At 66.4% G+C, this 23840-nt stretch carries 23 protein-coding genes; 12 read left to right on the top strand and 11 right to left on the bottom strand.

Translation table 11 applies throughout. The annotated features are described in order from the left end of the window. Nucleotides 1-229 precede the first annotated feature (229 nt). Entirely contained in the window at nt 230-1675 is a 1446-nt protein-coding gene (locus AC1RUR_RS37070) for a helix-turn-helix domain-containing protein (RefSeq protein ID WP_492853073.1), read from the bottom strand. A 240-nt stretch (nt 1676-1915) separates the two neighbouring features. On the opposite strand from AC1RUR_RS37070, the gene AC1RUR_RS37065 reads away from it, so the two are divergent. The 3 genes from AC1RUR_RS37065 to AC1RUR_RS37055 all read left to right on the top strand — a co-directional run bounded on the left by AC1RUR_RS37065 (nt 1916) and on the right by AC1RUR_RS37055 (nt 4525). Continuing rightward, the gene (locus AC1RUR_RS37065; protein WP_492853072.1) at nt 1916-3550 is read left to right on the top strand and encodes an isocitrate lyase; all 1635 of its coding nucleotides are present in this window, start codon (nt 1916-1918) and stop codon (nt 3548-3550) included. Between the two features lie 22 nt (nt 3551-3572). Beyond that, a complete protein-coding gene (locus AC1RUR_RS37060; protein WP_018323282.1) occupies nt 3573-3782 on the top strand; it encodes a DUF4170 domain-containing protein in 210 nt (69 codons plus the stop codon). Between the two features lie 188 nt (nt 3783-3970). Continuing rightward, nucleotides 3971-4525: a hypothetical protein gene (locus tag AC1RUR_RS37055; protein WP_492853071.1), complete on the top strand. Its 555-nt coding sequence runs from the start codon at nt 3971-3973 to the stop codon at nt 4523-4525. A gap of 19 nt (nt 4526-4544) precedes the next feature. Here AC1RUR_RS37055 and AC1RUR_RS37050 read toward each other — a convergent pair whose 3' ends face one another. Next, nucleotides 4545-5426 carry a metallophosphoesterase family protein gene (locus AC1RUR_RS37050; RefSeq protein WP_492853076.1) on the bottom strand — a complete coding sequence of 294 codons (882 nt, stop codon included), beginning with the start codon at nt 5424-5426 and terminating at the stop codon, nt 4545-4547. A gap of 95 nt (nt 5427-5521) precedes the next feature. Between AC1RUR_RS37050 and AC1RUR_RS37045 the strand changes: the two genes are divergently transcribed. Beyond that, on the top strand, nt 5522-6013 hold the full coding sequence (locus tag AC1RUR_RS37045) for an NUDIX domain-containing protein (RefSeq protein WP_492853070.1): 492 nt from the start codon (nt 5522-5524) through the stop codon (nt 6011-6013). 114 nt (nt 6014-6127) lie between these two features. On the opposite strand, the gene AC1RUR_RS37040 is transcribed toward AC1RUR_RS37045, so the two are convergent. Beyond that, nucleotides 6128-6505 (bottom strand): DUF2304 domain-containing protein, encoded by a 378-nt coding sequence (locus AC1RUR_RS37040; RefSeq protein ID WP_492853069.1) that lies wholly within the window; start codon nt 6503-6505, stop codon nt 6128-6130. 64 nt (nt 6506-6569) lie between these two features. Beyond that, nucleotides 6570-7328 (bottom strand): glycosyltransferase family 2 protein, encoded by a 759-nt coding sequence (locus tag AC1RUR_RS37035; protein WP_492853068.1) that lies wholly within the window; start codon nt 7326-7328, stop codon nt 6570-6572. 105 nt (nt 7329-7433) lie between these two features. Between AC1RUR_RS37035 and AC1RUR_RS37030 the strand changes: the two genes are divergently transcribed. Genes AC1RUR_RS37030 through AC1RUR_RS37020 form a run of 3 tightly spaced genes read left to right on the top strand, consistent with a single transcriptional unit; the run spans nt 7434 to nt 9686 of the window. Beyond that, complete coding sequence (locus AC1RUR_RS37030; RefSeq protein WP_492853067.1) at nt 7434-8600, top strand: hypothetical protein; 1167 nt, start codon at nt 7434-7436, stop codon at nt 8598-8600. Nucleotides 8601-8653: 53 nt separating this feature from the next. Beyond that, nucleotides 8654-9172, top strand: a complete 519-nt coding sequence (locus AC1RUR_RS37025) for a GNAT family N-acetyltransferase (RefSeq protein WP_492853066.1) — start codon at nt 8654-8656, stop codon at nt 9170-9172. 31 nt (nt 9173-9203) lie between these two features. Beyond that, nucleotides 9204-9686, top strand: coding sequence for a GNAT family N-acetyltransferase (locus tag AC1RUR_RS37020; protein ID WP_492853065.1), 483 nt, complete (start codon nt 9204-9206; stop codon nt 9684-9686). A gap of 146 nt (nt 9687-9832) precedes the next feature. On the opposite strand, the gene AC1RUR_RS37015 is transcribed toward AC1RUR_RS37020, so the two are convergent. The 7 genes from AC1RUR_RS37015 to AC1RUR_RS36985 form a co-directional block, all read right to left on the bottom strand. After that, the gene (locus AC1RUR_RS37015; protein WP_492853064.1) at nt 9833-12229 is read right to left on the bottom strand and encodes a TonB-dependent receptor; all 2397 of its coding nucleotides are present in this window, start codon (nt 12227-12229) and stop codon (nt 9833-9835) included. 132 nt (nt 12230-12361) lie between these two features. Next, entirely contained in the window at nt 12362-12766 is a 405-nt protein-coding gene (locus AC1RUR_RS37010) for a DUF2946 domain-containing protein (protein WP_492853063.1), read from the bottom strand. 232 nt (nt 12767-12998) lie between these two features. Beyond that, a complete protein-coding gene (locus AC1RUR_RS37005; protein ID WP_492853062.1) occupies nt 12999-15062 on the bottom strand; it encodes a hypothetical protein in 2064 nt (687 codons plus the stop codon). Then, a complete protein-coding gene (locus AC1RUR_RS37000; protein ID WP_492853061.1) occupies nt 15059-15244 on the bottom strand; it encodes a hypothetical protein in 186 nt (61 codons plus the stop codon). The genes AC1RUR_RS37005 and AC1RUR_RS37000 overlap by 4 nt, the downstream gene beginning before the upstream one ends. Then, the gene (locus AC1RUR_RS36995; RefSeq protein ID WP_492853060.1) at nt 15241-18054 is read right to left on the bottom strand and encodes a DUF4159 domain-containing protein; all 2814 of its coding nucleotides are present in this window, start codon (nt 18052-18054) and stop codon (nt 15241-15243) included. Before AC1RUR_RS36995 ends, AC1RUR_RS37000 begins: the two co-directional genes overlap by 4 nt. Beyond that, nucleotides 18051-18995, bottom strand: a complete 945-nt coding sequence (locus AC1RUR_RS36990) for a DUF58 domain-containing protein (RefSeq protein ID WP_492853059.1) — start codon at nt 18993-18995, stop codon at nt 18051-18053. The genes AC1RUR_RS36995 and AC1RUR_RS36990 overlap by 4 nt, the downstream gene beginning before the upstream one ends. Then, the gene (locus AC1RUR_RS36985; RefSeq protein ID WP_492853058.1) at nt 18995-19993 is read right to left on the bottom strand and encodes an AAA family ATPase; all 999 of its coding nucleotides are present in this window, start codon (nt 19991-19993) and stop codon (nt 18995-18997) included. Before AC1RUR_RS36985 ends, AC1RUR_RS36990 begins: the two co-directional genes overlap by 1 nt. Before the next feature lie 272 nt (nt 19994-20265). On the opposite strand from AC1RUR_RS36985, the gene AC1RUR_RS36980 reads away from it, so the two are divergent. The 5 genes from AC1RUR_RS36980 to AC1RUR_RS36960 are packed head-to-tail and all read left to right on the top strand — an operon-like array spanning nt 20266 to nt 23839. Beyond that, nucleotides 20266-20877 carry a DUF1285 domain-containing protein gene (locus tag AC1RUR_RS36980; RefSeq protein ID WP_492853057.1) on the top strand — a complete coding sequence of 204 codons (612 nt, stop codon included), beginning with the start codon at nt 20266-20268 and terminating at the stop codon, nt 20875-20877. Next, complete coding sequence (locus AC1RUR_RS36975; RefSeq protein ID WP_492853056.1) at nt 20874-21545, top strand: CoA pyrophosphatase; 672 nt, start codon at nt 20874-20876, stop codon at nt 21543-21545. Before AC1RUR_RS36980 ends, AC1RUR_RS36975 begins: the two co-directional genes overlap by 4 nt. Further along, complete coding sequence (locus AC1RUR_RS36970; RefSeq protein ID WP_492853055.1) at nt 21542-21805, top strand: DUF6111 family protein; 264 nt, start codon at nt 21542-21544, stop codon at nt 21803-21805. Before AC1RUR_RS36975 ends, AC1RUR_RS36970 begins: the two co-directional genes overlap by 4 nt. Before the next feature lie 10 nt (nt 21806-21815). Further along, the gene (locus tag AC1RUR_RS36965; protein ID WP_492853054.1) at nt 21816-23072 is read left to right on the top strand and encodes a CCA tRNA nucleotidyltransferase; all 1257 of its coding nucleotides are present in this window, start codon (nt 21816-21818) and stop codon (nt 23070-23072) included. Continuing rightward, a complete protein-coding gene (locus AC1RUR_RS36960) occupies nt 23069-23839 on the top strand; it encodes a sulfite exporter TauE/SafE family protein (RefSeq protein WP_492853053.1) in 771 nt (256 codons plus the stop codon). The genes AC1RUR_RS36965 and AC1RUR_RS36960 overlap by 4 nt, the downstream gene beginning before the upstream one ends. The last annotated feature ends 1 nt before the right edge of the window (nt 23840 follow it).

The following is a 23840-nucleotide window of genomic DNA, read 5'->3' as shown; positions in this document are numbered from 1 at the left end:
TTCAGCAATGGTCTCCAATACTTCCATGCCCTCTCAGCCGGATGGAGCCTTAGAGATATGTGCATGCCCTAGGGCGAAGGCCGGGACCCATAGCCCCAGGGAGTAGTTGTGGCGCGAGATCGGAGTTACCCGTCTTCGCCAAATCAAATCCTGTGGTTATGGGTCCCGGCCTTCGCCGGGACGACACGGAGATTGTAGCGCGCGTCTTCCGCCAAACGCGCAGCCACCCTCACAACTCCCGTGCATTCGAGAACGCGAAACTCGACACCCGCCGCGTCGTCTCGTCCAGGATCAGCGTGCGCGTGATCGGCGGCTCGGCGCGCTGGGCGCAGTTTTCGCGTTCGCAGAGACGGCAGTTGACGCCGATCGGCGTGCCTTCCGCCTTCTCCAGATCCATGCCCGCGGCATAGACCAGGCGTGACGCGTGGCGGATCTCGCAGCCGAGTCCGATGGCGAAGCGCGGCTGCGGCAGCGGGTGCGGCGCGACCGGGCGGCGCACCATCTGCGCGATTGAAAAGTAGCGCGTGCCGTCGGACAGCTCGATCACCTGCTTGAGCAGGCGGTCCGGCGTGTCGAAGGTCGAGTGCACGTTCCACAAGGGACAGGTGCCGCCGAATTTCGAGAACGGGAACGTGCCGGAGGAGAAGCGCTTGGAGACGTTGCCGGCATTGTCGACGCGGAGCAGGAAGAACGGAATGCCGCGCGCGTTCGGTCGCTGCAAGGTGGTGAGGCGGTGGCAGACCTGCTCGAAGCCGGAATTGAAGCGCTGCGCCAGCAAATGGATGTCGTAGTTCAGCGCTTCCGCCGCGGCAAGGAAAGCCGGGTAGGGCATCATCACCGCCGCCGCGAAGTAATTGCCGAGCGTGATGCGGAACAGGCGGCGCGGAGTGTCGTCGAGCGGGCCGGCGCGGCCGATGATCGCCTCCAGATGCTGCGCGCATTCGCCAAGGCCGAGCTGGAAGGCGAGCTGGAACGCGCGCCCGGGCGGGTCGACCAGCTCCGAGATCAGCAGCTGGCGGCGGTGGCGGTCGAAGCGCCGCAGCGTCTCGCGCATCACGTCCACAGGCATGATGCGGGTCTGCACCGAATGCTTTTCGCGCAGGCGCGCGGCCAGTGCCGCGTAGAGACCTTCGGCCGGCACGTTCAATTCGTCGCGCAAGGCTTCTGCGGCCTGCTCGAGCTCCGGAAAATAGTTGCGGTTGGCCTCGATCAGCTCGCGCACCCGCTCGACCGGATTGGTCTCGTAGCGCGTGCCGACGTCGCGGTCGGCCATTTGCGCGGCCGCCAGCGTCTCGCCCTGACGGGCCTCGGTATAGGCCGCATAGAGCCGTTGCAGCGCATGGGTGACCCCGGGGCAGAGCTCGGCAAGGTCGCGCAGCTCCTGCTTGGGCACGTCGATCTGGCGGAACAAGGGATCGGAGAAGATCTCGTTGAGCTCGGCGAAGAAGCGGTCTTCGTCGGCGGTGGCGAGGTCGCGCAGGTCGAGGTCGTAGGTCTCGGCCAGCCGCAGCAGGATCTGCGCCGTCACCGGGCGCTGGTTGCGCTCGATCAGGTTGACGTAGCTCGGGGAGATCCCGAGCCCTTCGGCGATCTGGGTCTGCGACAGCCCCAATTGCTGCCGGATTCTCCGGAAGCGCGGACCGACGAACAGTTTTTTCCCTGAGGCGGCGGGCATTTTCGGATCTCCAAGGGAACTATGGGCGCATCAAGGACAGTCTTGCTGTCCTATTATTTTACAAACTTTACAAAATAACATCTATTACATGTCCTGATGTTACATGACATCACCAATAAAAAACAAGCCATCTATACGAAGTTTCCGTTTTCGCGTTTACGTCGTGACACGCATTTCGCAATGCACTGTCAAGAATGTCGATGGCCAGCCATCGCCATCGTCAGCGAAAGGATCAGGCAGATGAACTACCAGCCCCGCGGCATCAGCACTTTCCAGGCGCCGGCCTCGTATCAGAGCGAGATCGATGCAGCCCAGGCGCTCCTCGAGACCAAGCCGACCTGGAACGGGGTGACGGCCGAGCACGTCGCGCGCATGCGCCTGCAGAACCGTTTCAGGACCGGCCTCGACGTCGCCCGCTACACCGCGGCCTTGATGCGGGCCGACATGGCGGCCTATGACAACGACCCCACCAAGTACACCCAGTCGCTGGGCTGCTGGCACGGCTTCATCGCCCAGCAGAAGCTGATCTCGGTCAAGAAGCACTTCGGTGGCAAGACCGATCGCACCTACCTGTATCTCTCGGGCTGGATGATCGCGGCGCTGCGCTCCGAGTTCGGACCGCTGCCCGACCAGTCGATGCACGAGAAGACCTCGGTGCCGGCGCTGATCGAAGAGCTCTACACCTTCCTGCGCCAGGCCGACTCGCGCGAGCTGAACGACATCTTCCGCAGCCTCGACAAGGCGCGCAAGGAAGGCGACAAGACCCGCGAGAAGGAGCTGATCGAGAAGATCGACAACTTCCAGACCCATGTCGTGCCCGTCATCGCCGACATCGATGCCGGCTTCGGCAACGCGGAGGCGACCTACCTGCTCGCCAAGAAGATGATCGAAGCGGGCGCCTGCGCGCTCCAGATCGAGAACCAGGTCTCGGACGAGAAGCAGTGCGGTCACCAGGACGGCAAGGTCACCGTGCCGCATGACGTCTTCCTGGCGAAGATCCGCGCCTGCCGCCACGCCTTCCTCGAGCTCGGCGTCGAAGACGGCGTCGTCGTGACCCGCACCGACTCGCTCGGCGCCGGCCTGACGCAGCAGATCGCCGTCAGCCACAAGCCCGGCGACATCGGCGACCAGTACAACAGCTTCCTCGATTGCGAGGAAATCACCGCGGAGAACGCCCGCAACGGCGACGTCATCATCAACCGCAACGGCAAGATGATGCGTCCGAAGCGGCTGCCCTCCAACCTCTACCAGTTCCGCCCGGGCACCGGTGAGGACCGCTGCGTGCTGGATTGCGTCACCTCGCTTCAGAACGGCGCCGACCTGCTCTGGATCGAGACCGAGAAGCCGCATATCGAGCAGATCGCGAAGATGGTCGACCGGATCCGCAAGGTGGTTCCGAACGCCAAGCTGGCCTACAACAACTCGCCGTCGTTCAACTGGACCCTCAACTTCCGTTGGCAGGTCTACGACGCGATGAAGGAAGCCGGCAAGGACGTCAGCAAGTACAACCGTGCCGAGCTGATGAAGGCGGAATATGACGACACGCCGCTGGCGAAGGAAGCCGACGAGCGGATCCGCACCTTCCAGGCGGATTCGGCCAAGCGTGCCGGCATCTTCCATCATCTGATCACGCTGCCGACCTACCACACCGCGGCGCTCTCGACCGACAATTTGGCCAGGGAGTACTTCGGCGAGCAGGGCATGCTCGGCTACGTCAAGAACGTCCAGCGCGCCGAGATCCGTCAGGGCATCGCCTGCGTGAGGCATCAGAACATGGCCGGCTCCGACATCGGCGACGACCACAAGGAATACTTCGCCGGCGAGGCTGCCCTGAAGGCGGGCGGCGCGCACAACACGATGAACCAGTTCGGTTAAGCCGGGTAACAGGAGACTGACAATGACCAAAGGCAGCAATTTCTGGGTGATCGGCGGTGAGTTCGGCTCGATGAACTTCCACAAGCTCGTGGAAGGCTCGGCCCAGGTGCAGGGTCCGTTCAAGACCCGCAAGGAAGCCGAAGATGCCTGGCGCACGGTCTCGGAAGAGAACCGCCACAAGGCCGGCGTGCGCTTCTCGATCGTGGAAGAGCCGTCGCGGGTCTCGGCCTGACGGCTGCCTGAAAATCTAAGAAGACGTCCAAGGACGGAGGGTCCCATCCGGCGCAAGCCGGGTGGGATCGTCTGTTTTTGGCACAGGTGAATGGCCTGTGGGCTCGTTAAGTCTCTGGAATTGCGGACCCTTTGCGGACCGTTTGGTTGCTGATAGGTTAACGTCAGGAATTGAGGACGAGGCCGACAATGTCAGAGCCCGAGACCAGCGGGACCCATCCCAGCCAGCCGCGCCCGGTGCGGCTGCGCGACGCGCTGCTGCGCGCGCGGATCGAGGCCGCCGACCGGACCGGTGTCGTCGTCGATCTCAGGGATGCCGAGGTGGCGCGGCTCGAAATCCTCAACGACGCGCTCGATCCGCTGTTCGCACAGGTGCCCGATCAGATCGACCTGTTCGACCGCGGCATCAGCCAGGGCGACACGCCCAGGCTCTGGATCGACGTCGTCGCGCACATCATGATGGGACGCGACAAGCGGCTGTACCGCTTCGTCCAGGACACCCGCTTCGGCCGCATCGTGCTCGCCGAATCGCACGATACATCCGTGATCGTCGAGGCCGTCACCGACTATGTCGCCCGACGCATGATCGAGCGCGAGCATGCGATGGTGGTTTTGCCCGAGCCGAAGCCGGAGGCCGCGGCGCGGCCAGCCCGCTCGCGGGTCTGGCCGTTCGTGTTCGGCTTCATCCTCGGCGCCGCCGCCTTGTTCGGCCTCGCCGTGCTGGCGGCCCTGCGGAGCTGGTGAATCTCTCTCCGGCGTGGGACTAAATCAACCGCGCATGCTTGATCTGCTGGATCTGAAATCCGGAGCCCAGGCCGCGCACCGTCTGCTCGCAGCGCCAGCCGGCATTGTCCTTCACGATTCTGAACAGATTATACGCCGCTGCCGGATAGCGCCCGTGTGCGAGCGCGGAGGCCGACGGCACGCCGATCGCGGGAATGTTGCCGTTGGGCCCCTCGAACCACATCGTCGAATGAATGTGGTCGTGCCCGTGCAGGACGAGCTCGACGCCGTGGCGCTTGAGCAGCGCCAGCAGATCGGCAGAATCAGTCATCCGCTTCTGCGGCGCGTCGGACTTCAGGGGATGATGCACCAGCAGCACGCGGAAGACGTCTTCAGTCGCAAGCCGTTCGAGGACCTGTTCGAGGGCTGCGAGCTGATCGCGCCCGAGTGTGCCGGTCGCCATCAGCGGCAAGGTCGGCACCGCCGTGGACAGGCTGACCAGCGCGAGCGGTCCGCGCCGGCGCACCGAAGGAAAGCCGACGCTGCCGTCGTCGGCGGCAAGATAGGGCGCAAACGTCTCGCCGAAGCGATGAAAGGTGGCGCGGACATAGGCGTCGTGATTGCCGGGAATCGTGGTGACGCGGTCGGGCGGGCCGACGCCGTCGAGCCAGGCGCGCGCGGGAGCGAACTCCGCCTCCAGCGCCAGGTTGACGAGATCGCCCGTCACCGCGATGTGGTCGGGCGCCTGCGTCTTGATATCGGCGACGAGGGCGTCGAGCACCTCGCGGCGCTGGTACTTGTAGCGGTTGCGCGTCCAGTTGACGTAGCCGAGCGCGCGCTTGCCGGCGAGCTCGATCAGCCGCGGTTTCGGCAAAGGCGGCAGATGTGGGTCGGACAGATGGGCGAGCGTGAAGGGGGCCAGCATGTTGTGAGTCATGGCGCGCGATTGCCTCGCTATTGCTCCGCTGTAATGGCAAGGTCGCGAGGACTGCGCAAGCCGGGCCTGAAGGAAGCTTGATGGGAGATCGTCTGAACCGCGTCCGACGGAAATTCGAGCCGCTGCTGCGGCGAATCTTCCACGCTTATTTCCTGATCGTGCGCGGCATGACCCTCGGCGTTCGCGCCGTGGTGCTGGATTCCGCGAACAGGGTGTTCCTGGTCAGGCACAGCTACGTCGCCGGCTGGTATCTGCCCGGCGGCGGCGTCGATCTCGGCGAGACCATGGAGCAGGCGATGCGGCGCGAGCTCAAGGAGGAGGGGGATATCGACCTCACCGGCGAGGCCGCGCTGCACGGCATCTTCCTCAACAGCCACGTCTCCCGCCGCGACCACGTCGCGGTCTACGTCGTCAGGCAGTTCAGGCAGGATCGCCTGCCCGACCCCAACCACGAGATCGTCGAATGCGGGTTCTTCGCGATCACGGCATTGCCCGAGGGGACCACGCGCGGCACGCGTCTGCGGATCGCGGAAGTGCTGGACGGCAAGCCGCCGATCGCGACGTGGCGTTGAACGCCGAGTACATGACGAAATTGGGCTCGTTCGGCTTGCTCGGCTCACCTCTCCCTTCGGGAGAGGTGGTCCGAGTTCGACGCTCGCATCTCTTCAACCAACATTGATCCCGCTTTAACCGCCGGGCTGGCTGCTTTCCTTCGCCTTCAGCTCCAGCGCCAGCAGGCTCTGCTCCTGGATCAGCGCACAGTTCTGCCGCTCCAGCCGGTGCAGCCGCGCGGTCATGTTGTGCATGAACGCGAACACCACCAGGAATAGCGCGCCGAACATCACGACGAACGGGAACACCACGCCGGTCAAATGGCTGACGAAATAGGCCAGCTTCGGAAACAGCGTGAAACCCGCGGGGATGATCGCCACCATGGACAGCATCAGGAAATCATAGAGATCGAACTTGCCTTGCAGCGTCTTGCGCAGCAGCGCCAGCATGTAGATCAACGCGAAGGCGGAGATGACGGCGACCGTCTCTGCGCTTGGAAGGACGTTGGTCATGGCCGCCTCCTCAGGATGTTCAAATCAGTGACGGGTTCGCAAACGGGCACGGAGAAGCGCGGCGTCATGGCGATCGCACCAGACGCGCGAGCAGGATATAGCCGAGGACGCGGATCATGTAGCTCGCCGACTTCAGCCCGTCGATCGAGCTGACGCCGGTCTCCCGCGCCCGCATCGCGACCGGGACCTCGCTGACGGTGAGGCCTGCGCGCATGGCCCAGGCCAGCGAGATCGGCTCCGGAAAATCCGTCGGGTATGCCTTGGCGAAGAAGGCGATGGCGGGCCGGTCGAGCAGCCGCATGCCGCTGGTCGGATCGGTGATGCGGCCGCCGCTGAAGAGGCTGTTGAGCGCGAGCACGATCAGCCTGATGCCGGCACGGCGCATCCGCGTCGAGCAGAAGCCGGCATTGTCGATGAAGCGGCTTCCGATCGTGATGTTGGCCGGGTCCTTGCGATAGGCGTTCAGGAGAGTCTCGATGGCGCGCGGATCATGCTGCCCGTCGCCGTCGATCTGGATGCAGAAATCGAAGTCCTGACGCGCCGCGTATTTGATGCCGGTCTGGACGGCCCCGCCGATGCCGAGATTCTGCACGAGGCGTGCGACCGGCGAGCGGCAGCTGGCCACCGCGGATGTCGCGTCGGACGAGCCGTCGTCGACGACCAGGGTGTGGTAGTGGCAGCCTGTCGCCGCAATCTCGTTGAGGAGACCGCCGATTGAGGCCGCCTCGTTGAAGCAGGGAATGACGAGCAGGATCCGTGGCGCGCCGGCGTGCGGTGCAACAGCACCGCAAATGTCGGTCGAACCCAATTCCCTATTGGTCACGGCCGCCTCGCCCCCGAAATGCCAGCCTTGCTATACTTGCCGGCGCTTTTCCTGTACAGGCGGCGGAGCCCTTTTCGAGCTGCGCGGCTCGCCCGACAGGAGCCCATGAGAGCTGTTAAAGTATTTCTTTCGATTTTGTTTCTGGCAATTCTGGCCAGCAATATCCGCCTGATCTCGCACTGGAGCGAGAGCCGCGGCGTCTATGACGACATCTGCTATCTCAGGCAGGCGCATCTGTTTCAGCGCTTCGGATGGCAAGGGCTCGACACCAGCCTTGCCCGTGAAACCGACGGCTATCTCGCGGGCAAGTTGCGCAGCATCGATTTTCCGAACTGGAACGAGCCGACCCGGGCACCCTGCCACACGCAGACTGCCGACGGCAAATGGGTGATGACCCCGCCGCCGGGCACGGGCTTCGCGCTGGCGCTGTTCCCGGAAGGGTTCCAGGTCATTCCGCTCTATGTGATGGCGAACGCAATCATCGCCGGCTTTGCGCTGTACGGGCTGTGGCGGGCGCGCGAGCCGGTGTCGTTGACGTCGGCAGCGCTGTTCGGTGCGCTCTCGATCTACTTCATGATCAATCCGACCAAGGCGAGCTATTCGATGGCGCCGACGATGCTCGTCTGCGCGCTGGCGGGTCTGCTCACTGCACGACTGTTCCTCGGCGAAAACCGGCGGCTGCTGATCGTCGCCATCGTCGGCATTCTGCTCGGCCTGTCCGCGAGCTTCAGGATCGCGAACGTGGTTCTGTCGGCCGGCTATTTCCTGTTCTTCGGATTGTCGTTCCTGGTCCGGCGCAACCGCGACAGCTTGCTGCAGGGTCTCGTGCTGGGCCTCGCGTTCCTCGTCGGCCTGTTGCCGGTGTTCGCGGCGAACCTGGTCAATTCGGGCAATCCGCTTGTCTCGGCCTATGGCGGACAGGATACGGCCGCGCGGGGTCTCGACGCGGCCGTGCTGCGCGCCTATCTCGGCGACACCCAGTTCCCGTTGATCGTGATCGCCTGTGCATGGACCGCGCTGTTGTGGCGTTTGGCGAACCATGCCGGCGTCAGGCAACTCACGCTGCTGGTCGCCGGCAATCTCGCATTGAATCTGGCGTTCTTTGCCACGCACCCCGTCTTCACGCAGTATTACGTCATTCCCATCTTGATGCTGTCGCTCTGGACCCTGCTGTTTGCGACCGTCCTCGTCCGCGGCCCGGCACAGGGTCTTATCGTCGACGAGTCCGATGGACCGCGGCCCGCCGAGATGTTATCCCGCTCCCGACATTGACGCGTTTTCCCGACGCGAACCTGAAACCATTTCGCTCGAAGACGCATGCCGACATGACCGATCTCTCGCTCACCATCCTTCCCGAAGCTGCCGGCGACGCCCAGGCGATCGAGCGGCTGCACGAACGCACCTTCGGCCCCGGCCGCTTCGTGCTCAGCGCCTACCGGATTCGCGAGCACGTCGACCATCTGCTCGAGCTCTCCTTCACCGCCCGCATCGGCACGCTGCTGGTCGGCTCGGTCAGGCAGTTGCCGATCCTGATCGGCGGCGAGACGCCGGCGCTGCTGCTCGGACCGCTCACCGTCGAGCCGCCGTTCCGCAGCCGCGGGGTCGGCCGCCTGTTGATGGAGCGCGCGCTGAAGGACGCCAAGGAGAACGGTCACCGCCTGGTGCTGCTGGTCGGGGACGAGCCCTATTACAGCCGCGTCGGCTTCAAGCAGGTCGCCAAGGGCCGCGTCACCATGCCCGGCCCGGTCGACGCCGCCCGCATCCTGGTGTTCGAGCTCGTCGACGGCGCCTTCGAGGGCGTGTCGGGTCCGGTGGGCCCGGACTGGAGCAAGGCGCGGGGATAGGTTGGTTCGTAGCCCGGATGGAGTATCGAAGATGCAGGTGCGTCCCGCAGATCCCGTTGAGATCGATCATCTCGCGCGGTTGTGGCACGATGCCTGGCATGGAGCGCACGCGCATCTTGCGCCGCCGGAGCTGGTCCGCCTTCGCACCGTTTCGAGCTTTCGCGATCGGCTCGAGGCGATGCTTTCCGATGTCTGCGTTGTCGGTCAGGCCGGTGCGCCGCTCGGCTTATGCGCCCTCAAGGGCGACGAATTGTACCAGCTCTTCGTGTCGCCCGAAGCGCATGGGACGGGTGTGGCTGCGGCGCTGATCGCCGATGCGGAGGCACGCCTCGCCGCGCGCGGGGTGGAGCTGGCGTGGCTGGCATGTGCGGTCGGCAACATGCGCGCCGCGCGGTTCTACGAGAAGAGCGGCTGGCGCAACGCCGGCACGTTCGTGATGATGTCGGAGACGTCGAACGGGCCTTTCCCCGTCGACCAGTGGCGCTTCGAGAAGCAGCTTACGACTGTGGCGTGAGCATGCCCGCGCTCCATCCTCCGTCATTGCGAGCGTAGCGAAGCAATCCAGGATCTCTCCGCAGGGACAGTCTGGATTGCTTCGTCGCAAGGGCTCCTCGCAATGACGGTATGTGTCGGGGCCCGCAGGCCCCGACCGGAGCAAGGCTAGAACTTGAAGTTCGCGAACGCCCGCACGCCGATGCCGGGCATCAAGACCTCGTCCTTGGTGTAGGACACCGAGTTGCGGATGTTCTCGTTGAGCAGGTTGTTGCCGACGAGGCCGGCAATCATCTCGCGCGCACCGAACAGACGCGGATCGAGCTTGGTCTTGTAGCTCACCTCGGCCTTCAACAAATTGTAGCCGGGCGTTGCCGTCTCCGCGATCACCGCCACGTTGTTCTGCGCGAAGGCGTGCAACAGATTGACGCGCATCAGCCAGTTGTCGTCGCGCCAGAACACGCCGCCGCCCATTCTGAGCGGTGGAATCCGCGGCACGTTGGTGCCGTCGGTGAAGGTGGCGCGGACCACGTCGAGCTGGTTCTCGATGCCCCAGATGCCGCCCTGGAATGCGCCGACGTCGAGCTGCGACTGGAATTCGCCGCCGCGGAAGTTGGCGTTGGCCTGCGAATAGACCGCCTGGTTGACCTCGGCGCCGGGCGTGCCGCACGAGGCAAAGTCGTCGTCGCACATCACGCCGGTGAGACGGCGATAGATGAAATTGTCGAAATGCGTGTAGTAGACGGTGGCCTCGAACCTGAACGGCCCCGTCGCCTTGCGCACGCCGAGCTCGACCGATTTGGCGGTCTCGATCGTCAGGTTCGGATTGCCGATGTCGAACGTCGCGGTCGCATCATGCGCGCCGCGCGAGAACAGTTCCGCCGCCTTCGGCGCGCGCTCGACATATTGCGCGGTGATGCTGCCGACCATGCCGCCGGGCAGGTCCTGTAGCAGGCCGATGCTGCCGCTCTTCGGCGTGAACGAGGGATTGCGCGCTATGCCTGCCTGCGGCGTGCCGTCGGGCAAATAGTCCGCCGGAAAATCGGGCGTCGTGCCGTGCAGCTCGACGTGCTCGATGCGGCCGGCGATCTGCGCCCGCGTCTGTTCGCTGAACTTGAACTCGTTGAAGGCGTAAGCGGCAACGCGCGTGCTGTTGTTGGGGTCCCACAGGCCGTTGAACAGCGTGCCGGGATTGTCCGGGCTCGGCGCGCTCAGCTCCTGATGGCCGACCTGGAAGCCCAGCGCCGTCGTGACCTCGGCGAAGCGCGCGTTGAACGGCATCAGCTGCACCTCGGTGCGGATTTCCTGCTCCTTGTTGGTGAAGGTCTGCCGCACGCCGTCGCTGGTGGGGTCGGCGGGATCGGCAAGGCCGATCTCGTTGTGCCGGTAGTCGGTCGCTCCGGCCCAGAAGCGGACGGTGTCGATCGCGGCCGCATCAGGGTGGTACTCGCCCTTGACGTTGATCTTGGTCTGGTGGCCGTCGATGCGCGTGTTGTGGTCGGCGCCGTCGATGCCGGGGATGTGGTAGAGCGAGTCGTTCTGCGTGATCGCAGCCCCGATATAGCCGCCCTGGAAGAAGTAGGAGCCGCCGATCGAGGCGCCGTCCGAGCGCGTCGCCGAATTGGGCTGGCGGCCGTTGGCGACGGACCGCGTCTGGTCGTTCAGATAAGGGTAGCTCGGGATGCTGTAATCGGTGGTGTTGCGGCCATAGACGTCGGCATGGAACGCGAAATTGCCGCCGCCGGTGTCGAGCAGCACGCCGCTTTCGACGCCGCGATCGACCGAGCTGAACGCGCTGCGCGTTTCCGCCGTGACGCAGGGCGAGGTCTCCGCAGTTGCCAGCGGCGCTTTGACCGGCAGGCCGTAACTCTGGAACGGCTGCGTGCCGCAGCTTGGCAGCGCATCCGGGATCCGGTTGTTGGTGGCGCTGACGACGCCGCCGATCGAGGTCGAGCCGTAACGCAGTGCGGCCGGCCCGCGCACCACTTCGACCTGGTTGGTCGCGAGCGGATCGATCGGGACGAAATGGTCCTCGCCGAGGTCGGAGGCGCCGCCGGAATTGGTGCCGTTCTCGACGATGCCGACGCGGTTGACGTCGAGGCCGCGGATGATCGGCCGGCTGGAGGCGCCGGGCGCGAAGCTCGAGCCGGTGATGCCGGGCTTGGAGAACAGCAAATCGCCAAGCTGGCCGCCGCCCTCGCGGCGGATCTCCTCGTTCGGCACCACCGTGACCGTCGCGAACTGGTTGGTGACAATAGGCAGCACCCCTTGCTGGGATGTCGCGGCGCTGACTGCTGCCGCTGGCGCAGCTTCCGCCGCGTGTGGCTGGCTGCGCGACCGTCCGGTACGCGCGACACGGACCGGGCTGCGGGTCGGGACCACCCTGCGCACGATCGGGCTCGGCGCCGTCACGGTGACGGCGGGGATCTCGGTCGACGATTGCGCAGGCGCTGCTGGTGCAGGCTGTTGTGCGGGTGTTTGGGCGAGCGCCGGTGTGGCGGCGGCGCCGAGCAGGAGCAGGCTCGCTCCGGCGAGACGCTGCACGCGTCGCGATTCAAATGACATGGTCCTGATTCCAGTCAGGCGCCGTCCGAAAGAGTCTTTGCTGATCGGAGGCGGCCTGCCGTCGCAGCGCGACGGAATTCGACTTCAACGGTTCCCGGGCATGCGAGCCCAGGTGCGATCAAACGTTGGAGGTCAGGACGCGGGAGGAGCGCGCGGCTGGAACGCCGTGCCGGCCGATTTCAGGTGAGCGAATTCGGCATCGGTGGTGCGATAGAGCAGTTCGATTGCCTGCGGCAGCTCCAGGAGAGGCGGCGTCGCGAACAGGACGGTGCCCGCCATCGCGACCAAGGCGCAGATCGCGCAATTGTCCTCGCCCGGCTGCTCGCGGTCGGGGCTCCCTGGCGATTGCTTCTGGACCGCGGCGCGGTCGGTCGAGGCAACGCCGCTCGTGCTGTCGGTCTGCTGAAGCGAGGCTGCCGCAAGGGGCGCGGCCTGGGCGAACCAATGGCTATGGCCGAACGTCAGCGCGAACTGCACCAGCATCGCGAACAACGCGAGCCGGGCGCCGTGCCTGATATTCGACCGGAACCACTTCATCTGGAAACGCCATTCTGCATCGCGAGGCGCCGATCTGGCGTCGCGATGTTACATTGTAACATCGCAGCATCGATCCGCTTATGTCAACGGCGGTCAGGCGATCTCGCGCGGGTGGCCGCGCGATGTGGCGTTCGGGCAACTAGCCTGAGATGCGTCTTGGTTGAATAGGTGCGCGCCCAGAACTCGAAACACCTCTCCCCGCTGGGGAGAGGTGAACCGCAGCCGATCGGGTTCAGCGCCCTTCGCGCACCCACGTTGCGGCGAAGGCGCCGAGCAGCAGCAGCAGGCCGATCAGGCCGGCGAAGATCGGCAGCACGCCGACGCCCTTCACGACGCTGGCATCGCGCATCCGCACGCCCATCCAGCCGTCGCCGTGGAAGACGCTGACCGAGCGCACCGGCACGATGCGCGGCAGCTCGACGCTGGAGCCACTGGCCACGCGCACGGCATTGCCGCCGGTCGCCTGTGTCAGCGGCTTCAAGGTTTCGGTCGTGGAGGTGACTTCCGAAAACTCTCTCGGATTGGTCGGGCCGACATTGATCAGCGCCTTCAGCGTGCCGTCGGTCGCCTGCCACAGGCCGAGCTCGCTGGCCGGCAGGCTGGCGCGCCACTCGCCGGGATCGCCCGCGCTCAGCGTCAGGTCACGCGACACGCCCGAAGGCGAGGTCACGCTGACCGGCTGGACGCTGTCCGACATGGTCTGGCGCACCACCACGAGATCCTTGCCCTGCACCTGGAGGCGCAGCGCTTCCTCGTCGAGATCGGGCTGCTTCATCAGCCAGTGCGACATCCGCCTGAGCAGGTCGAGATGGGGGCCGCCGCCCTCATAGCCGCGCGCCCACAGCCAGATGTGATCGGAGAGCAGCAGCGCGACGCGTCCCTCGCCGAAGCGCGACAGGAACAGCAGCGGCTTGCCGTCGACGCCGGTCATGACAGGCGGATTGACGGAGTTGCGGGTGTCGACGGTGCGGAAGAAGCGGCTCCAGCGCGGCGGCTCGGATCCCGAGCCCTCCAGGCCGCGCGTGACGGGATGGCGTTTGCCGACGTCGGACAGATGCGCATAGAACGGCTTCTCGGTGACGCCGACGGGTTCTGCCGGCAGCACCGAATCCAGCGGCGTGCGCCAGATGCTGGTGTTGGAGGCATAGTCGGGACCGGCCGAGACCAGCACGGCGCCGCCCGCGCGCACATAGCGCGCGATGTTGTCGAAATAGGCGATCGGCAGCACGCCCTGGCGGGCGTAGCGGTCGAAGATGATCAGCTGGAATTCGTTGATCTTCTGCTGGAACAGCTCGCGGGTCGGAAACGCGATCAGCGACAATTCGTTGATCGGCGTGCCGTCCTGCTTCTCCGGCGGGCGCAGAATGGTGAAGTGCACGAGGTCGACGCTGGCGTCGGACTTGAGCAGATTGCGCCAGGTGCGCTCGCCGGAATGCGGCTCGCCCGAGACCAGCAGCACGCGCAGCTTGTCGCGCACGCCGTCGATGGCGACGACGGCGCGGTTGTTCACGGGCGTCAGCTCGCGCTCGAGCGGCGAGGCCTCGATCTCGACGATGTTCGGGCCGGCATGCTTGATGTCGACGTCGACGCTCGCGGTCTGGCCGCTCGATAGCGTGCGCTCGTTGATGACCTCGCCGTCGCGGCGGACCGTGACCTTGGCGCGCTCGCCGGAGACGCCCTGGTCGTCGAGGCGGTAGGTGATGGTCTGGCTCTGGCCGACGATGCCGAAGCGCGGCGCCGCCGTGACCGCGATGCGGCGGTCGCGCTCGTCCTTCTGTCCGGTGATCAGCGCGTGCACCGGCGCCTGGAAGCCGAGCGCAGCGGCATTGGCGGGAATGTCGTGAACGCGGCCGTCGGTGATCAGGAACGCGCCGGCGACGCGGTCGACCGGCACGTCCGACAAGGTCGAGGCCAGCGCGCCGAACAGTTTTGTGCCGTCGGTCTCGCCGTCCGCCTGTCCGGCGTCGACGACGCGGACCTCGAGGCCCTTGATCTTCTTCAGGCCGTCGACCAGCGCTTCCTGCGCCTGGGCTGCCTCACGGGTGCGGTTGCCGAAATTCTGGCTCGGGCTCTTGTCGACGACGACGGCCGCGACCGAGGTGAGGGGATCGCGGTCCTCGCGGGTGAAGGAGGGATTGGCGAGCGCCAGCAGGAACAGCACCAGCGCGGCCACGCGCACCGCCGCGCCGCGCGCACGCGCCAGCAGCAGCACGAGCGCGATGACGACGATCGCGGCCAGCGCGAGCCAGAGAACGATCGAAGGGACAAGCGGCGTGAATGCGATGCCGTAATTCATCGTACGAACCCATCCGCATCGTCATGCCCGGGCTTGTCCCGGGCATCCACGTTCTCCGCGTCGTGTGGCAAGACGTGGATGGCCGGGACATAGGCGAGCGAAGCGACGCCGTTCTTCGAACGGCTACGCCCGCCCATGACGGCTTCTGTCTGGCGGATATGCAATTTCAACATCCGCATCATTGCCCCAGTCGTTCGATCAACGCCGGTGCGTGCACCTGGTCGGCCTTGTAGTTGCCGGTCAGGGTGTACATCACGATGTTGGCGCCGGCGCGGTAGGCGAATTCGCGCTGGCGGGGGTCGCCGCTGGTCACCGGCAGCATGTACTGGCCGTCGGGGCGCACGGCCCAGGCGCCGGCGAGATCGTTGGAGGTGATGATGATCGGCGAGACGCCGTCGCCGCCGCGCGCCGGACGCTGCGCGCTCTCGTCGTCGTCCTCGCGCGGCAAGGTCTCGACCCAGGTCTGGCCGGTGTTGAAGCGACCGGGGAAGTCGCGCAGCAGGTAGAAGGTCTTGGTCAGCACGTGCTCGCGCGGCACCGGCTCGAGTTCGGGCACGTCGAGCGAGGACAGGATCTCGCGCAAGGTCCGCATGCCCGGCGTCTGCGAGGCGCCGTTGTCGCCGGGCGGCGCTTCGATCGCGTCGCGGGTGTCGAACAGCACGGTGCCGCCCTGCTTCATGTAGGCATCGATCTTGTTGATCGCGTCCCGCGGCGGCTTGGGCGCGCCGGGCACGATCGGCCAGTAGATCAGCGGGAAGAAGGCGAGCTCGTCGCGCGCGGGATCGATGCCGACGGGATCACCGGCTTCGAGCGCGGTGCGCTGCGCCAGGAACAGCGTCAGACCGGTCACGCCGGCCTTGACGATGGAATCGACGTCGGCATTGCCCGTCACGACATAGGCGAGGCGGGTCTGCGATACCGCCTTCATCGCGAATTCGTCCGTGACGCCGTCGGCGCGCGCCGGCGTCGGCGACAGTGCCGGGAGGCCCGCGAGCACGAGGCCGAGCAGGATCATGGCAGGCGCGGCGCGGCGGCGCAGCAGCGCGGCGAGGCCGCCGCCGAGCACCGCGATGATGATGGCGTCGATCAGGAACAAAGTGAGCGCCGTCGACAGCAGCCAGCCGCGCAGGTCGCGCGGCTCGGCATTGGTGTAGGTGGCGTGCCGGGCGCGCAGGCTCGCGGTGTTCAAGGCTGCGATGCGGTCGGCGCTGGCAAGCGTGTTCACGGCGAGCGGTCCTTCTGCGGGACCATAGAAGCCCGGCGGATGATCTGACGTGGCGCGGTCGCGATAATCGGCCGGAAGCGGCTTTGCGGTCGCCGGCGGCGGACCGAAGGCGCCGAAGCCGTCGAGGATGTGCAGCGGCGCCACCGTCTCGGCGGTCGCTTCGCTGGCAACCCCGGCGCCGGGCTTGGCGGTGTAGCCGGACATGTCGACGACCCGCCGCAGGATTTCGACGAAGGTGCCCGACATCGGCAGGTCCGACCAGCGCATGTCGGCGCTGACATGGAACAAGCTGACGATGCCCTTGCCGCGATGTTCGCCGGTGACGAGCGGCGTGCCGTCTTCCAGCGAGGCCCAGCTCTTGGTGGCGAGCACGGCATCGGGCTCGGCGAGAACCTGACGGCTGACGGTGACGTCCTTGGGCACGACCACGCCGGCGAACGGGCCGTCGGCGGCGAAAGAGGCGAGATGCTGCGGTTTCTCCCAGGTCAGGCTGCCGCCGAGCGTGCGGCCGCCCTTGCGCAGCTTGACCGGCACGAGATCGTCTTCGGCCTGCGCCAGGCGGGGCCCTGCGAAGCGCACCAGCACGCCGCCCTGGTCGATCCACGCATTGAGGCGCTCGCGGATTTCAGGCGCGATGGTGCCGACATCGGCGAGGATGATCATCGGCAGCTTCTGGTCGAGGAACTGGGTGATGCCCTGCTGCGGCGAGCCCTTGTCGGCGAGCCGCACGTCGGCGAACGGCGCCAGCGCGCGGGTGAGGTAGAAGGTCGGCGCCAGCAGCGGCTGCGCGGTTTCGCTGCTCGCGCCCGAGACGATGCCGATGGCGCGGCGGCGCCAGCGCTTGTCGAGCAGCTGCACCGCGCCGGCGGAGCGTTCGCCCGATATTTCGAGCCGCGTGATGTCGTTGCGCAGCTCGACCGGCAGGTCGAACGCCGCGTCGGTTTCCTTGTCCTGCGGGCCGAACGAGAATCGCGCTTCGCCGATCGGCGAGGCCTTCTGGTCCAGCGCGCGCACGGTGCCGATTGCGATTCCGCTGTCGGTACGCAGCACCTTCACCGTCATCCTGGCGGCGGCGTTCTCGGCCGCGACCAGCGCCAGCGGCGAGGAGGTGCCGCCCTCGAAGATGGTCAGGCTGCGATCGCCGATGGTCTTGCCGAGGGCCTGCACGAACTCTTCGCCGCGGCCGGTGTCGACGCCGTCGGACAGCCAGGCGATCTCGCAGTCGCCGGTCGCCTTCAGGAACCGATCGACCGCCGCGAGGGTTTCGACGCGCTCGATCGAATAGGGCTTTGGCGTGAGCTGGCGCAGCGCGACGCGCGCGGCCCCCGCCGGCATCAGGGTGATGTCGCGGTTCGGCTCGGACAGCGGCACCAGCGCGATGGCGCGGCGGTCGTTGTCGGCGTTGGCGATCAATTCGTCGGCGGCCCTGATCCTGATGTCCCAGCGCGAGGCCGCGCTCCAGCCGTCGTCGAACATGATCATCAGCGGCGCCTTGCTGCCGGCTGCCCCGACTTGCGGATTCCAGATCGGGCCGGCGGCGGCGAAAATGACGAGCGCCGCAGCCAGGAGGCGCAGCGCGGTCAGCCACCACGGCGTCCGCGACGGTGTCTCTTCCCTGGGCGCGATGTCGAACAAGAGGCGCGTCGGCGGAAACTCGATCCGGCGCGGCCGCGGCGGCATCACGCGCAGCAGCCACCACAGCACCGGCAGGCTGACGAGGCCGATCAGGAGCAGAGGTTCGGTGAAGGCGAGCGGCAATCCCATCATGCGGCCGGCCCCGCCTTGATCGTCGTGGTGCGGGCGCCCGACTTGCTCACCTGCATGCCGGCATGCAGATACAGCAGCAGCTCGGCGGCGGAGCGGTCGGTCGCATGGGTCGTGAACAGCCAGTCGAGCTTTGAGGTCTCGGCGCGGATCTGGTCGCGGTGCAGCGCGAGCCGCGCGGTGTAGTCCTGCGCCCAGCTCTCGGCGCGGCCGGCGGTGATCACGCCAAAGCCTTCCGGCTCGACGAACTCGACGCGGCCGGAATAGGGGAACGACTCTTCGGCGGGATCGACGACCTGCACCATCGTGCCATGCGCGCCGGAGCCGGAGAGCCCCGCGAGCGTCGTCCTGATCTCCGCGATCGGCGACCAGAAGTCCGACAGCACGATGATCTCGGCGAGCGCCGAAGGGACGAAGGACGGCGGCAGGCTCAAGCGGTCGGCATCGTCATGCAGCATCGCCTGCGCCATCTTGTCGATGACGCTGCGGCTCGCGGTCGGCGCCATCAGCCCGGGAATGCCGACACGCTCGCCGCCGGAGACCAGCAGCTCGGCCAGCGCGAAGGCGACGATCAGGGTGCGTTCGAGCTTGGACTCGCGCGCGGTCTTCGAGGCAAAGGCCATCGACGGCGAGCGGTCGGGCCAGATCCAGACCGTGTGCGAGGCTTCCCATTCGAGCTCGCGGACATAGAGATGGTCGTCGCGCGCCGAGCGCCGCCAGTCGACGTTCTGCGACGGCTCGCCGGAGACGAAGCGGCGGTATTGCCAGAAATTCTCGCCGGAGCCGGCGCGGCGCCGTCCGTGCAGACCGTGGATGACGTTGGCGGCGATGCGGCGGGCCTCGAGCACCAGGCGCGGCAAGGAAGCTGCGAGCGTGCGGCTTTCGCCATCGGCACGTCGGATCGCGATGATCTCCTTCGCCGTGTGCCCGTTCTCCGCGGCCATCAACCGATCCGTGTTTTCAACTGCCGGATCACGTCCGGAATCGTGCGGCCTTCGGCGCGCGCCTGGAATGTCAGCGCCATGCGGTGCTTCAGGATGGGTTCGGCGAGGTCGAGCACGTCGTCGACCGACGGCGCCAGCCGTCCGTCGATCAGCGCGCGGGCGCGCACCGCCAACATCAGGGATTGGCTGGCGCGCGGGCCGGGGCCCCAGGCGATGAACTTGCCGGCCTCACCGCTCTCCTCGCCCGGACGGGCCGAGCGGACCAGCGACAGGATCGCCTCGACCACGGAATCGCCGACCGGCAGGCGGCGGACCAGCCGCTGCGCGGTGATCAGCGCGTCCGCGGTCATCGAGCCCTTCGCCAGCGTCTCGTCGGCGCCGGTGGTCTCGAACAGGATGCGGCGCTCGGCGTCGCGGTCGGGATAGTCGACGTCGATCTCCATCAGGAAGCGGTCGAGCTGCGCTTCGGGCAGCGGATAGGTGCCTTCCTGCTCCAGCGGGTTTTGCGTGGCGAGCACGTGGAACGGTTTCGGCAGGTCGTGACGCGCGCCGGCAACGGTGATGTGCTGCTCCTGCATCGCCTGGAGCAGTGCCGACTGCGTGCGCGGGCTGGCGCGGTTGATCTCGTCGGCCATCAGGAGCTGCGCGAACACCGGGCCGGAGATGAAGCGGAAGGCCCGCTTGCCCGAGGTGGTCTCGTCCAGCACTTCGGCGCCGAGAATGTCCGACGGCATCAGATCGGGCGTGAACTGGATGCGCTTGGCGTCGAGACCGAGCGTGACGCCGAGCGTCTCGACCAGCTTGGTCTTGGCAAGGCCGGGCACGCCGATCAGCAGCGCATGGCCGCCTGAGAGGATGGTGACGAGCGTGTTCTCGATCACGCGGTCCTGGCCGAAGATGACGGACGCGATCGCGTCCTTCGCCGCGCGAACTTGGGCTGAGACCTGCTCGGCCGAGCGGACGATTCCATCTTCGAGTTTCTCGACACTCTCCGCCATCCGTTAGCTCCTTCAGCCTGCCACGCGGCTCGCTCGCGTCGTCAAATCATCGCATCGCGTCAAATCATGGCCCTATGCTAGACTTGCAGGAAGGCCATGTATTCGTTGAATTAACCTATCCCCACCTTATCGGCTTAAGGGTATGTAGGGCATCACGAAGTGGCGACCTCCACACCGGACTAATCCGGGGTGGAACCGTGCACCGATGTACAACGTAGACTTACAAGTCAGACCTGCACCAATCGTGCCAAATGACAAAGTCAGGGCAAACCATGGCGAACCAAGGGCAGAGCGCCGATCGCGGTCTTGAGGGGCTGACTGCCGCCGCCAAAAGTGCTGCCAGTGCCGAAGGCGCCAAAAAGGGCCTGCCTCCGGTGCATCTGTGGAATCCGCCGTTTTGCGGCGATCTCGACATCCGAATCGCCTCGGATGGTACATGGTTCTACATGGGCACGCCAATCGGCCGTCCTGCGCTGGTGCGGCTGTTTTCGACGGTCCTGAAGCGCGAAGGCGACAAGCATTTCCTCGTCACGCCGGTCGAGAAGGTCGGCATTCGCGTCGACGACGCGCCGTTCATGGCGGTCGAGATGCAGAAGGACCGCGAGGACGACCATCGCGTGCTGCGCTTCCGCACCAATGTCGACGACTGGGTCACCTGCGATGCCGCGCACCGGCTGCGCTTCGAGCAGGCGGAGGACGGCGGGCTGACGCCCTATCTGCACGTCCGCGCCGATCTCTGGGCCAAGGTCACCCGCGCGCTCTATTACGATCTGGTTGACATGGGCGAGGAGCGGATGGTCGATGGCCAGCCGATGTTCGGCGTCGAATCATCAGGCGAATTCTTCGCCATGGCGGATGCGGAGCAGGTGAGGGCCGCGCTTTGAACAAGCCTATCCTGAAAAGCGAACCTGTCGTGCTCGGCGCGGCGGATTTCTTCGCCCGTTCCAGGGCGAAGCTCGGCTTCGACGTTCCGCCCGGCCTCTACGATCCGAACATCATTCCGGCCTCGGGCGATCCGGGAACCGACAAGATGCTGGAGATCGTCGCGCGCGAGCAGCCGGTGCGGCCGGCGGCGGTCCTGATCGCGGTGGTCGACCATCCGGAGCCGACGATCCTGCTGACGCAGCGCTCGGCGCATCTCAACGACCACGCCGGCCAGATCGCCTTTCCCGGCGGCAAGATCGACGCGACCGATGCGTCCCCGCTCGATGCGGCGCTGCGCGAGGCCGAGGAGGAGGTCGGCCTGTCCCGAGATTTCGTCGAGCCGATCGGCTATCTCGATCTCTACGGTACCGGCTTCGGCTTTCGCATCCTGCCGACGGTCGCCAGGGTCCGGCCCGGCTTTGCGCTCACGATCAACCATTCCGAGGTTGATGATGCGTTCGAGGTACCGCTATCCTTCCTGATGGATCCGGCCAACCACCAGATGCACAGCAAGGAATTCCGCGGCATGGAGCGCTTCTATTATGCGATGCCGTTCGCGGAACGTTACATCTGGGGTGCGACGGCCGGAATGCTGCGTGTGCTGTATGAGCGGATCTATTCATCATGATCCGGCCGATCCTGACCGAGATCGGGATTTTCCTCGTTCCCTTTGCCGTCTATGCGCTGTTCCTGGCCGCCACGCGGTCCGGACTGTTCGTGCAATCGTCCTGGCCGGTCACCATCGTCGCCCGCCTTGCCATCATGGCGATCGTGCTGGTGATCGCGGGGCTGATCGGCCTGGCGCAATTCTCCGGCGCCGGCCCGGATTCGACCTACGTTCCCGCCCATGTCGAGAACGGCAAGTTCGTGCCGGGCACGGAAAGATAGGGGCCTGCCGATGAGCGCGGAGCCGGTCCTTGCCGATGCGCCCTGGTTGACCGCCGGCGGGACCGCGCGCGTCCTGCAATTGCTGGGCGCGGATGGCGAGGAGGCGCGGGTGGTCGGCGGCGCGGTGCGCAACGCACTGCTCGGCCTCGTGCCCGGCGACATCGACATCGCGACCACGGCGCGGCCGGAGGAGGTGGTGCGGCGCGCCAAGGCCGCCGGCATCAAGAGCGTGCCGACCGGCATCGACCACGGCACCATCACGCTGGTCATCGACAGCCATCCCTATGAAGTCACGACCCTGCGCGAGGATACCGAAACCTTCGGCCGCAAGGCCAAGGTCGCGTTCGGCCGCGACTGGGTGAAGGACGCCGAGCGGCGTGACTTCACCATGAACGGCCTGTCGGTCGATGCGACAGGCGTCGTCTACGATTATGTCGGCGGGATCGCGGATACCAAAGCGCGCCGCGTGCGCTTCATCGGCGACCCCGACCAGCGCATCGCCGAGGATTATCTGCGCATCCTGCGCTTCTTCCGCATCCATGCCGCCTTCGGCGCCGGCGAGCCCGACCGCGACGGCTACCTCGCCTGCATCCGGGGACGTGCGGGCCTGGCCCATTTGTCGGCCGAGCGGGTGCGCATGGAGATGCTGAAGCTGCTGCTGGCCGGCGGTGCATCCGCCGCCGTGCTGGCGATGGCCGAGGGCGGATTGCTGCAGGCGCTGACCGGCGGCGTCGTCTACACCGGGCCGCTCACGACGATGATCGCGATCGAGCGCGAGCTTGGCCTGCCGGCGAGCGTAACCCGGCGCCTGGCCGCGCTGACGGTGGCCGTGACCGAAGACGCCAAGCGCCTCGCCACGCGCCTGCGGCTCTCCAATGCCGAAGCCAAGGCGCTGGATTCGATGGGCCACCGCTGGTGGCGGTTCGCCACCAAGGACGAGAGCAATGCGCGGCGTCTGCTCTACCGGCTCGGTGCGGAGCGCTATCACGATCGCGTGTTGCTCGGCTGGTCGCGGGCGGCGGGGGACGTGCATTCGTCGCGCTGGCGCGCGCTCGCCGAACTGCCGCAGCGCTGGACTGCGCCGAAATTTCCGCTGCGCGCCGCCGACTTCATCGCGCGCGGGATGGCGGAAGGGCCCGCGCTCGGACATGTGTTGACACTCGCCGAGGACGCTTGGCTTGCGGCGGATTTTCCACTAGAGGAAGCCGCGCTCGCTTCCATCGCAGATCAAGCTGCGGCACGAGTCAGCCGCGAACGGAAAACGTGACCATCGTCTCGGGCTTCGCCGACATCTCGATTTTCCAGCTCCTGCTGGTCGCGTCGATGGCGTTGTTTGCTTCGATCATCGGTGGTCTCGCCGGCTACGGCACCGGCGCGCTGATGCCCTTGGTGCTGGTGCCGCTGGTCGGCGCCGAGCCCGTGGTGCCGATCATCGCGATCTCGGCGATCTTCACCAATTGCAGCCGCGCCATTGCCTATCTGCGTTACGCCGACCGCCGCCGCGCGCTGATCGTGCTCGCCTGCGCGGCCTTGACGACCGCGCTCGGCGCCTACGGCTACACGCGCCTCACCAATGCCGGCGCCGCGCTCGTGATCGGCTCCATGCTGATCCTGAGCGTGCCGCTGCGCCGCGTGCTGCGACGGCGCCAGGTCAGGATCGGCGACACCGGCCTTGCCGCAGGCTCCGTCGGCTACGGCGTGCTGGTCGGCGGCACCTCCGGCTCCGGCGTGATCCTGCTCTCGCTCTTGATGGCCGCGGGCCTCGAAGGCGCCGCCGTGATCGCGACCGACGCGATGATCTCGCTCGGCACCGGCCTCATCAAGATCTCGGTGTTCGGCCTTGCCGGCGCCGTGAATGCGCAGGTGCTCGCCTTCGCGCTGCTGATCGGCGGGATCGCGATCCCCGGCGCGTTCCTGGCAAAAGCCTTCGTCGAGCGGATGCCGGTGCACATCCACACCGCGATCCTCGATGCGGCCGTGATCACCGGCGGGCTGGTGATGATCTCGGCGGCGGCAAAGCAGCTGATCGCTTAGG

The organism is Bradyrhizobium sp. GW821-FHT12B03 (assembly GCF_058807535.1).
The sequence above is the reverse complement of the archived record's forward strand: the minus strand, read 5'-3'. Positions and strand labels throughout refer to the sequence as shown.

Excerpts from the sequence above, each read along its gene's own strand:
- AC1RUR_RS37070 (WP_492853073.1), bottom strand. The coding sequence starts at position 1,675 with ATGCCCGCCGCCTCAGGGAAAAAACTGTTCGTCGGTCCGCGCTTCCGG.
- AC1RUR_RS37065 (WP_492853072.1), top strand. The coding sequence starts at position 1,916 with ATGAACTACCAGCCCCGCGGCATCAGCACTTTCCAGGCGCCGGCCTCG.
- AC1RUR_RS37060 (WP_018323282.1), top strand. The coding sequence starts at position 3,573 with ATGACCAAAGGCAGCAATTTCTGGGTGATCGGCGGTGAGTTCGGCTCG.
- AC1RUR_RS37055 (WP_492853071.1), top strand. The coding sequence starts at position 3,971 with ATGTCAGAGCCCGAGACCAGCGGGACCCATCCCAGCCAGCCGCGCCCG.
- AC1RUR_RS37045 (WP_492853070.1), top strand. The coding sequence starts at position 5,522 with ATGGGAGATCGTCTGAACCGCGTCCGACGGAAATTCGAGCCGCTGCTG.
- AC1RUR_RS37040 (WP_492853069.1), bottom strand. The coding sequence starts at position 6,505 with ATGACCAACGTCCTTCCAAGCGCAGAGACGGTCGCCGTCATCTCCGCC.
- AC1RUR_RS37030 (WP_492853067.1), top strand. The coding sequence starts at position 7,434 with ATGAGAGCTGTTAAAGTATTTCTTTCGATTTTGTTTCTGGCAATTCTG.
- AC1RUR_RS37025 (WP_492853066.1), top strand. The coding sequence starts at position 8,654 with ATGACCGATCTCTCGCTCACCATCCTTCCCGAAGCTGCCGGCGACGCC.
- AC1RUR_RS37020 (WP_492853065.1), top strand. The coding sequence starts at position 9,204 with ATGCAGGTGCGTCCCGCAGATCCCGTTGAGATCGATCATCTCGCGCGG.
- AC1RUR_RS37015 (WP_492853064.1), bottom strand. The coding sequence starts at position 12,229 with ATGTCATTTGAATCGCGACGCGTGCAGCGTCTCGCCGGAGCGAGCCTG.
- AC1RUR_RS37010 (WP_492853063.1), bottom strand. The coding sequence starts at position 12,766 with ATGAAGTGGTTCCGGTCGAATATCAGGCACGGCGCCCGGCTCGCGTTG.
- AC1RUR_RS37005 (WP_492853062.1), bottom strand. The coding sequence starts at position 15,062 with ATGAATTACGGCATCGCATTCACGCCGCTTGTCCCTTCGATCGTTCTC.
- AC1RUR_RS37000 (WP_492853061.1), bottom strand. The coding sequence starts at position 15,244 with ATGATGCGGATGTTGAAATTGCATATCCGCCAGACAGAAGCCGTCATG.
- AC1RUR_RS36995 (WP_492853060.1), bottom strand. The coding sequence starts at position 18,054 with ATGATGGGATTGCCGCTCGCCTTCACCGAACCTCTGCTCCTGATCGGC.
- AC1RUR_RS36990 (WP_492853059.1), bottom strand. The coding sequence starts at position 18,995 with ATGGCCGCGGAGAACGGGCACACGGCGAAGGAGATCATCGCGATCCGA.
- AC1RUR_RS36985 (WP_492853058.1), bottom strand. The coding sequence starts at position 19,993 with ATGGCGGAGAGTGTCGAGAAACTCGAAGATGGAATCGTCCGCTCGGCC.
- AC1RUR_RS36980 (WP_492853057.1), top strand. The coding sequence starts at position 20,266 with ATGGCGAACCAAGGGCAGAGCGCCGATCGCGGTCTTGAGGGGCTGACT.
- AC1RUR_RS36970 (WP_492853055.1), top strand. The coding sequence starts at position 21,542 with ATGATCCGGCCGATCCTGACCGAGATCGGGATTTTCCTCGTTCCCTTT.
- AC1RUR_RS36965 (WP_492853054.1), top strand. The coding sequence starts at position 21,816 with ATGAGCGCGGAGCCGGTCCTTGCCGATGCGCCCTGGTTGACCGCCGGC.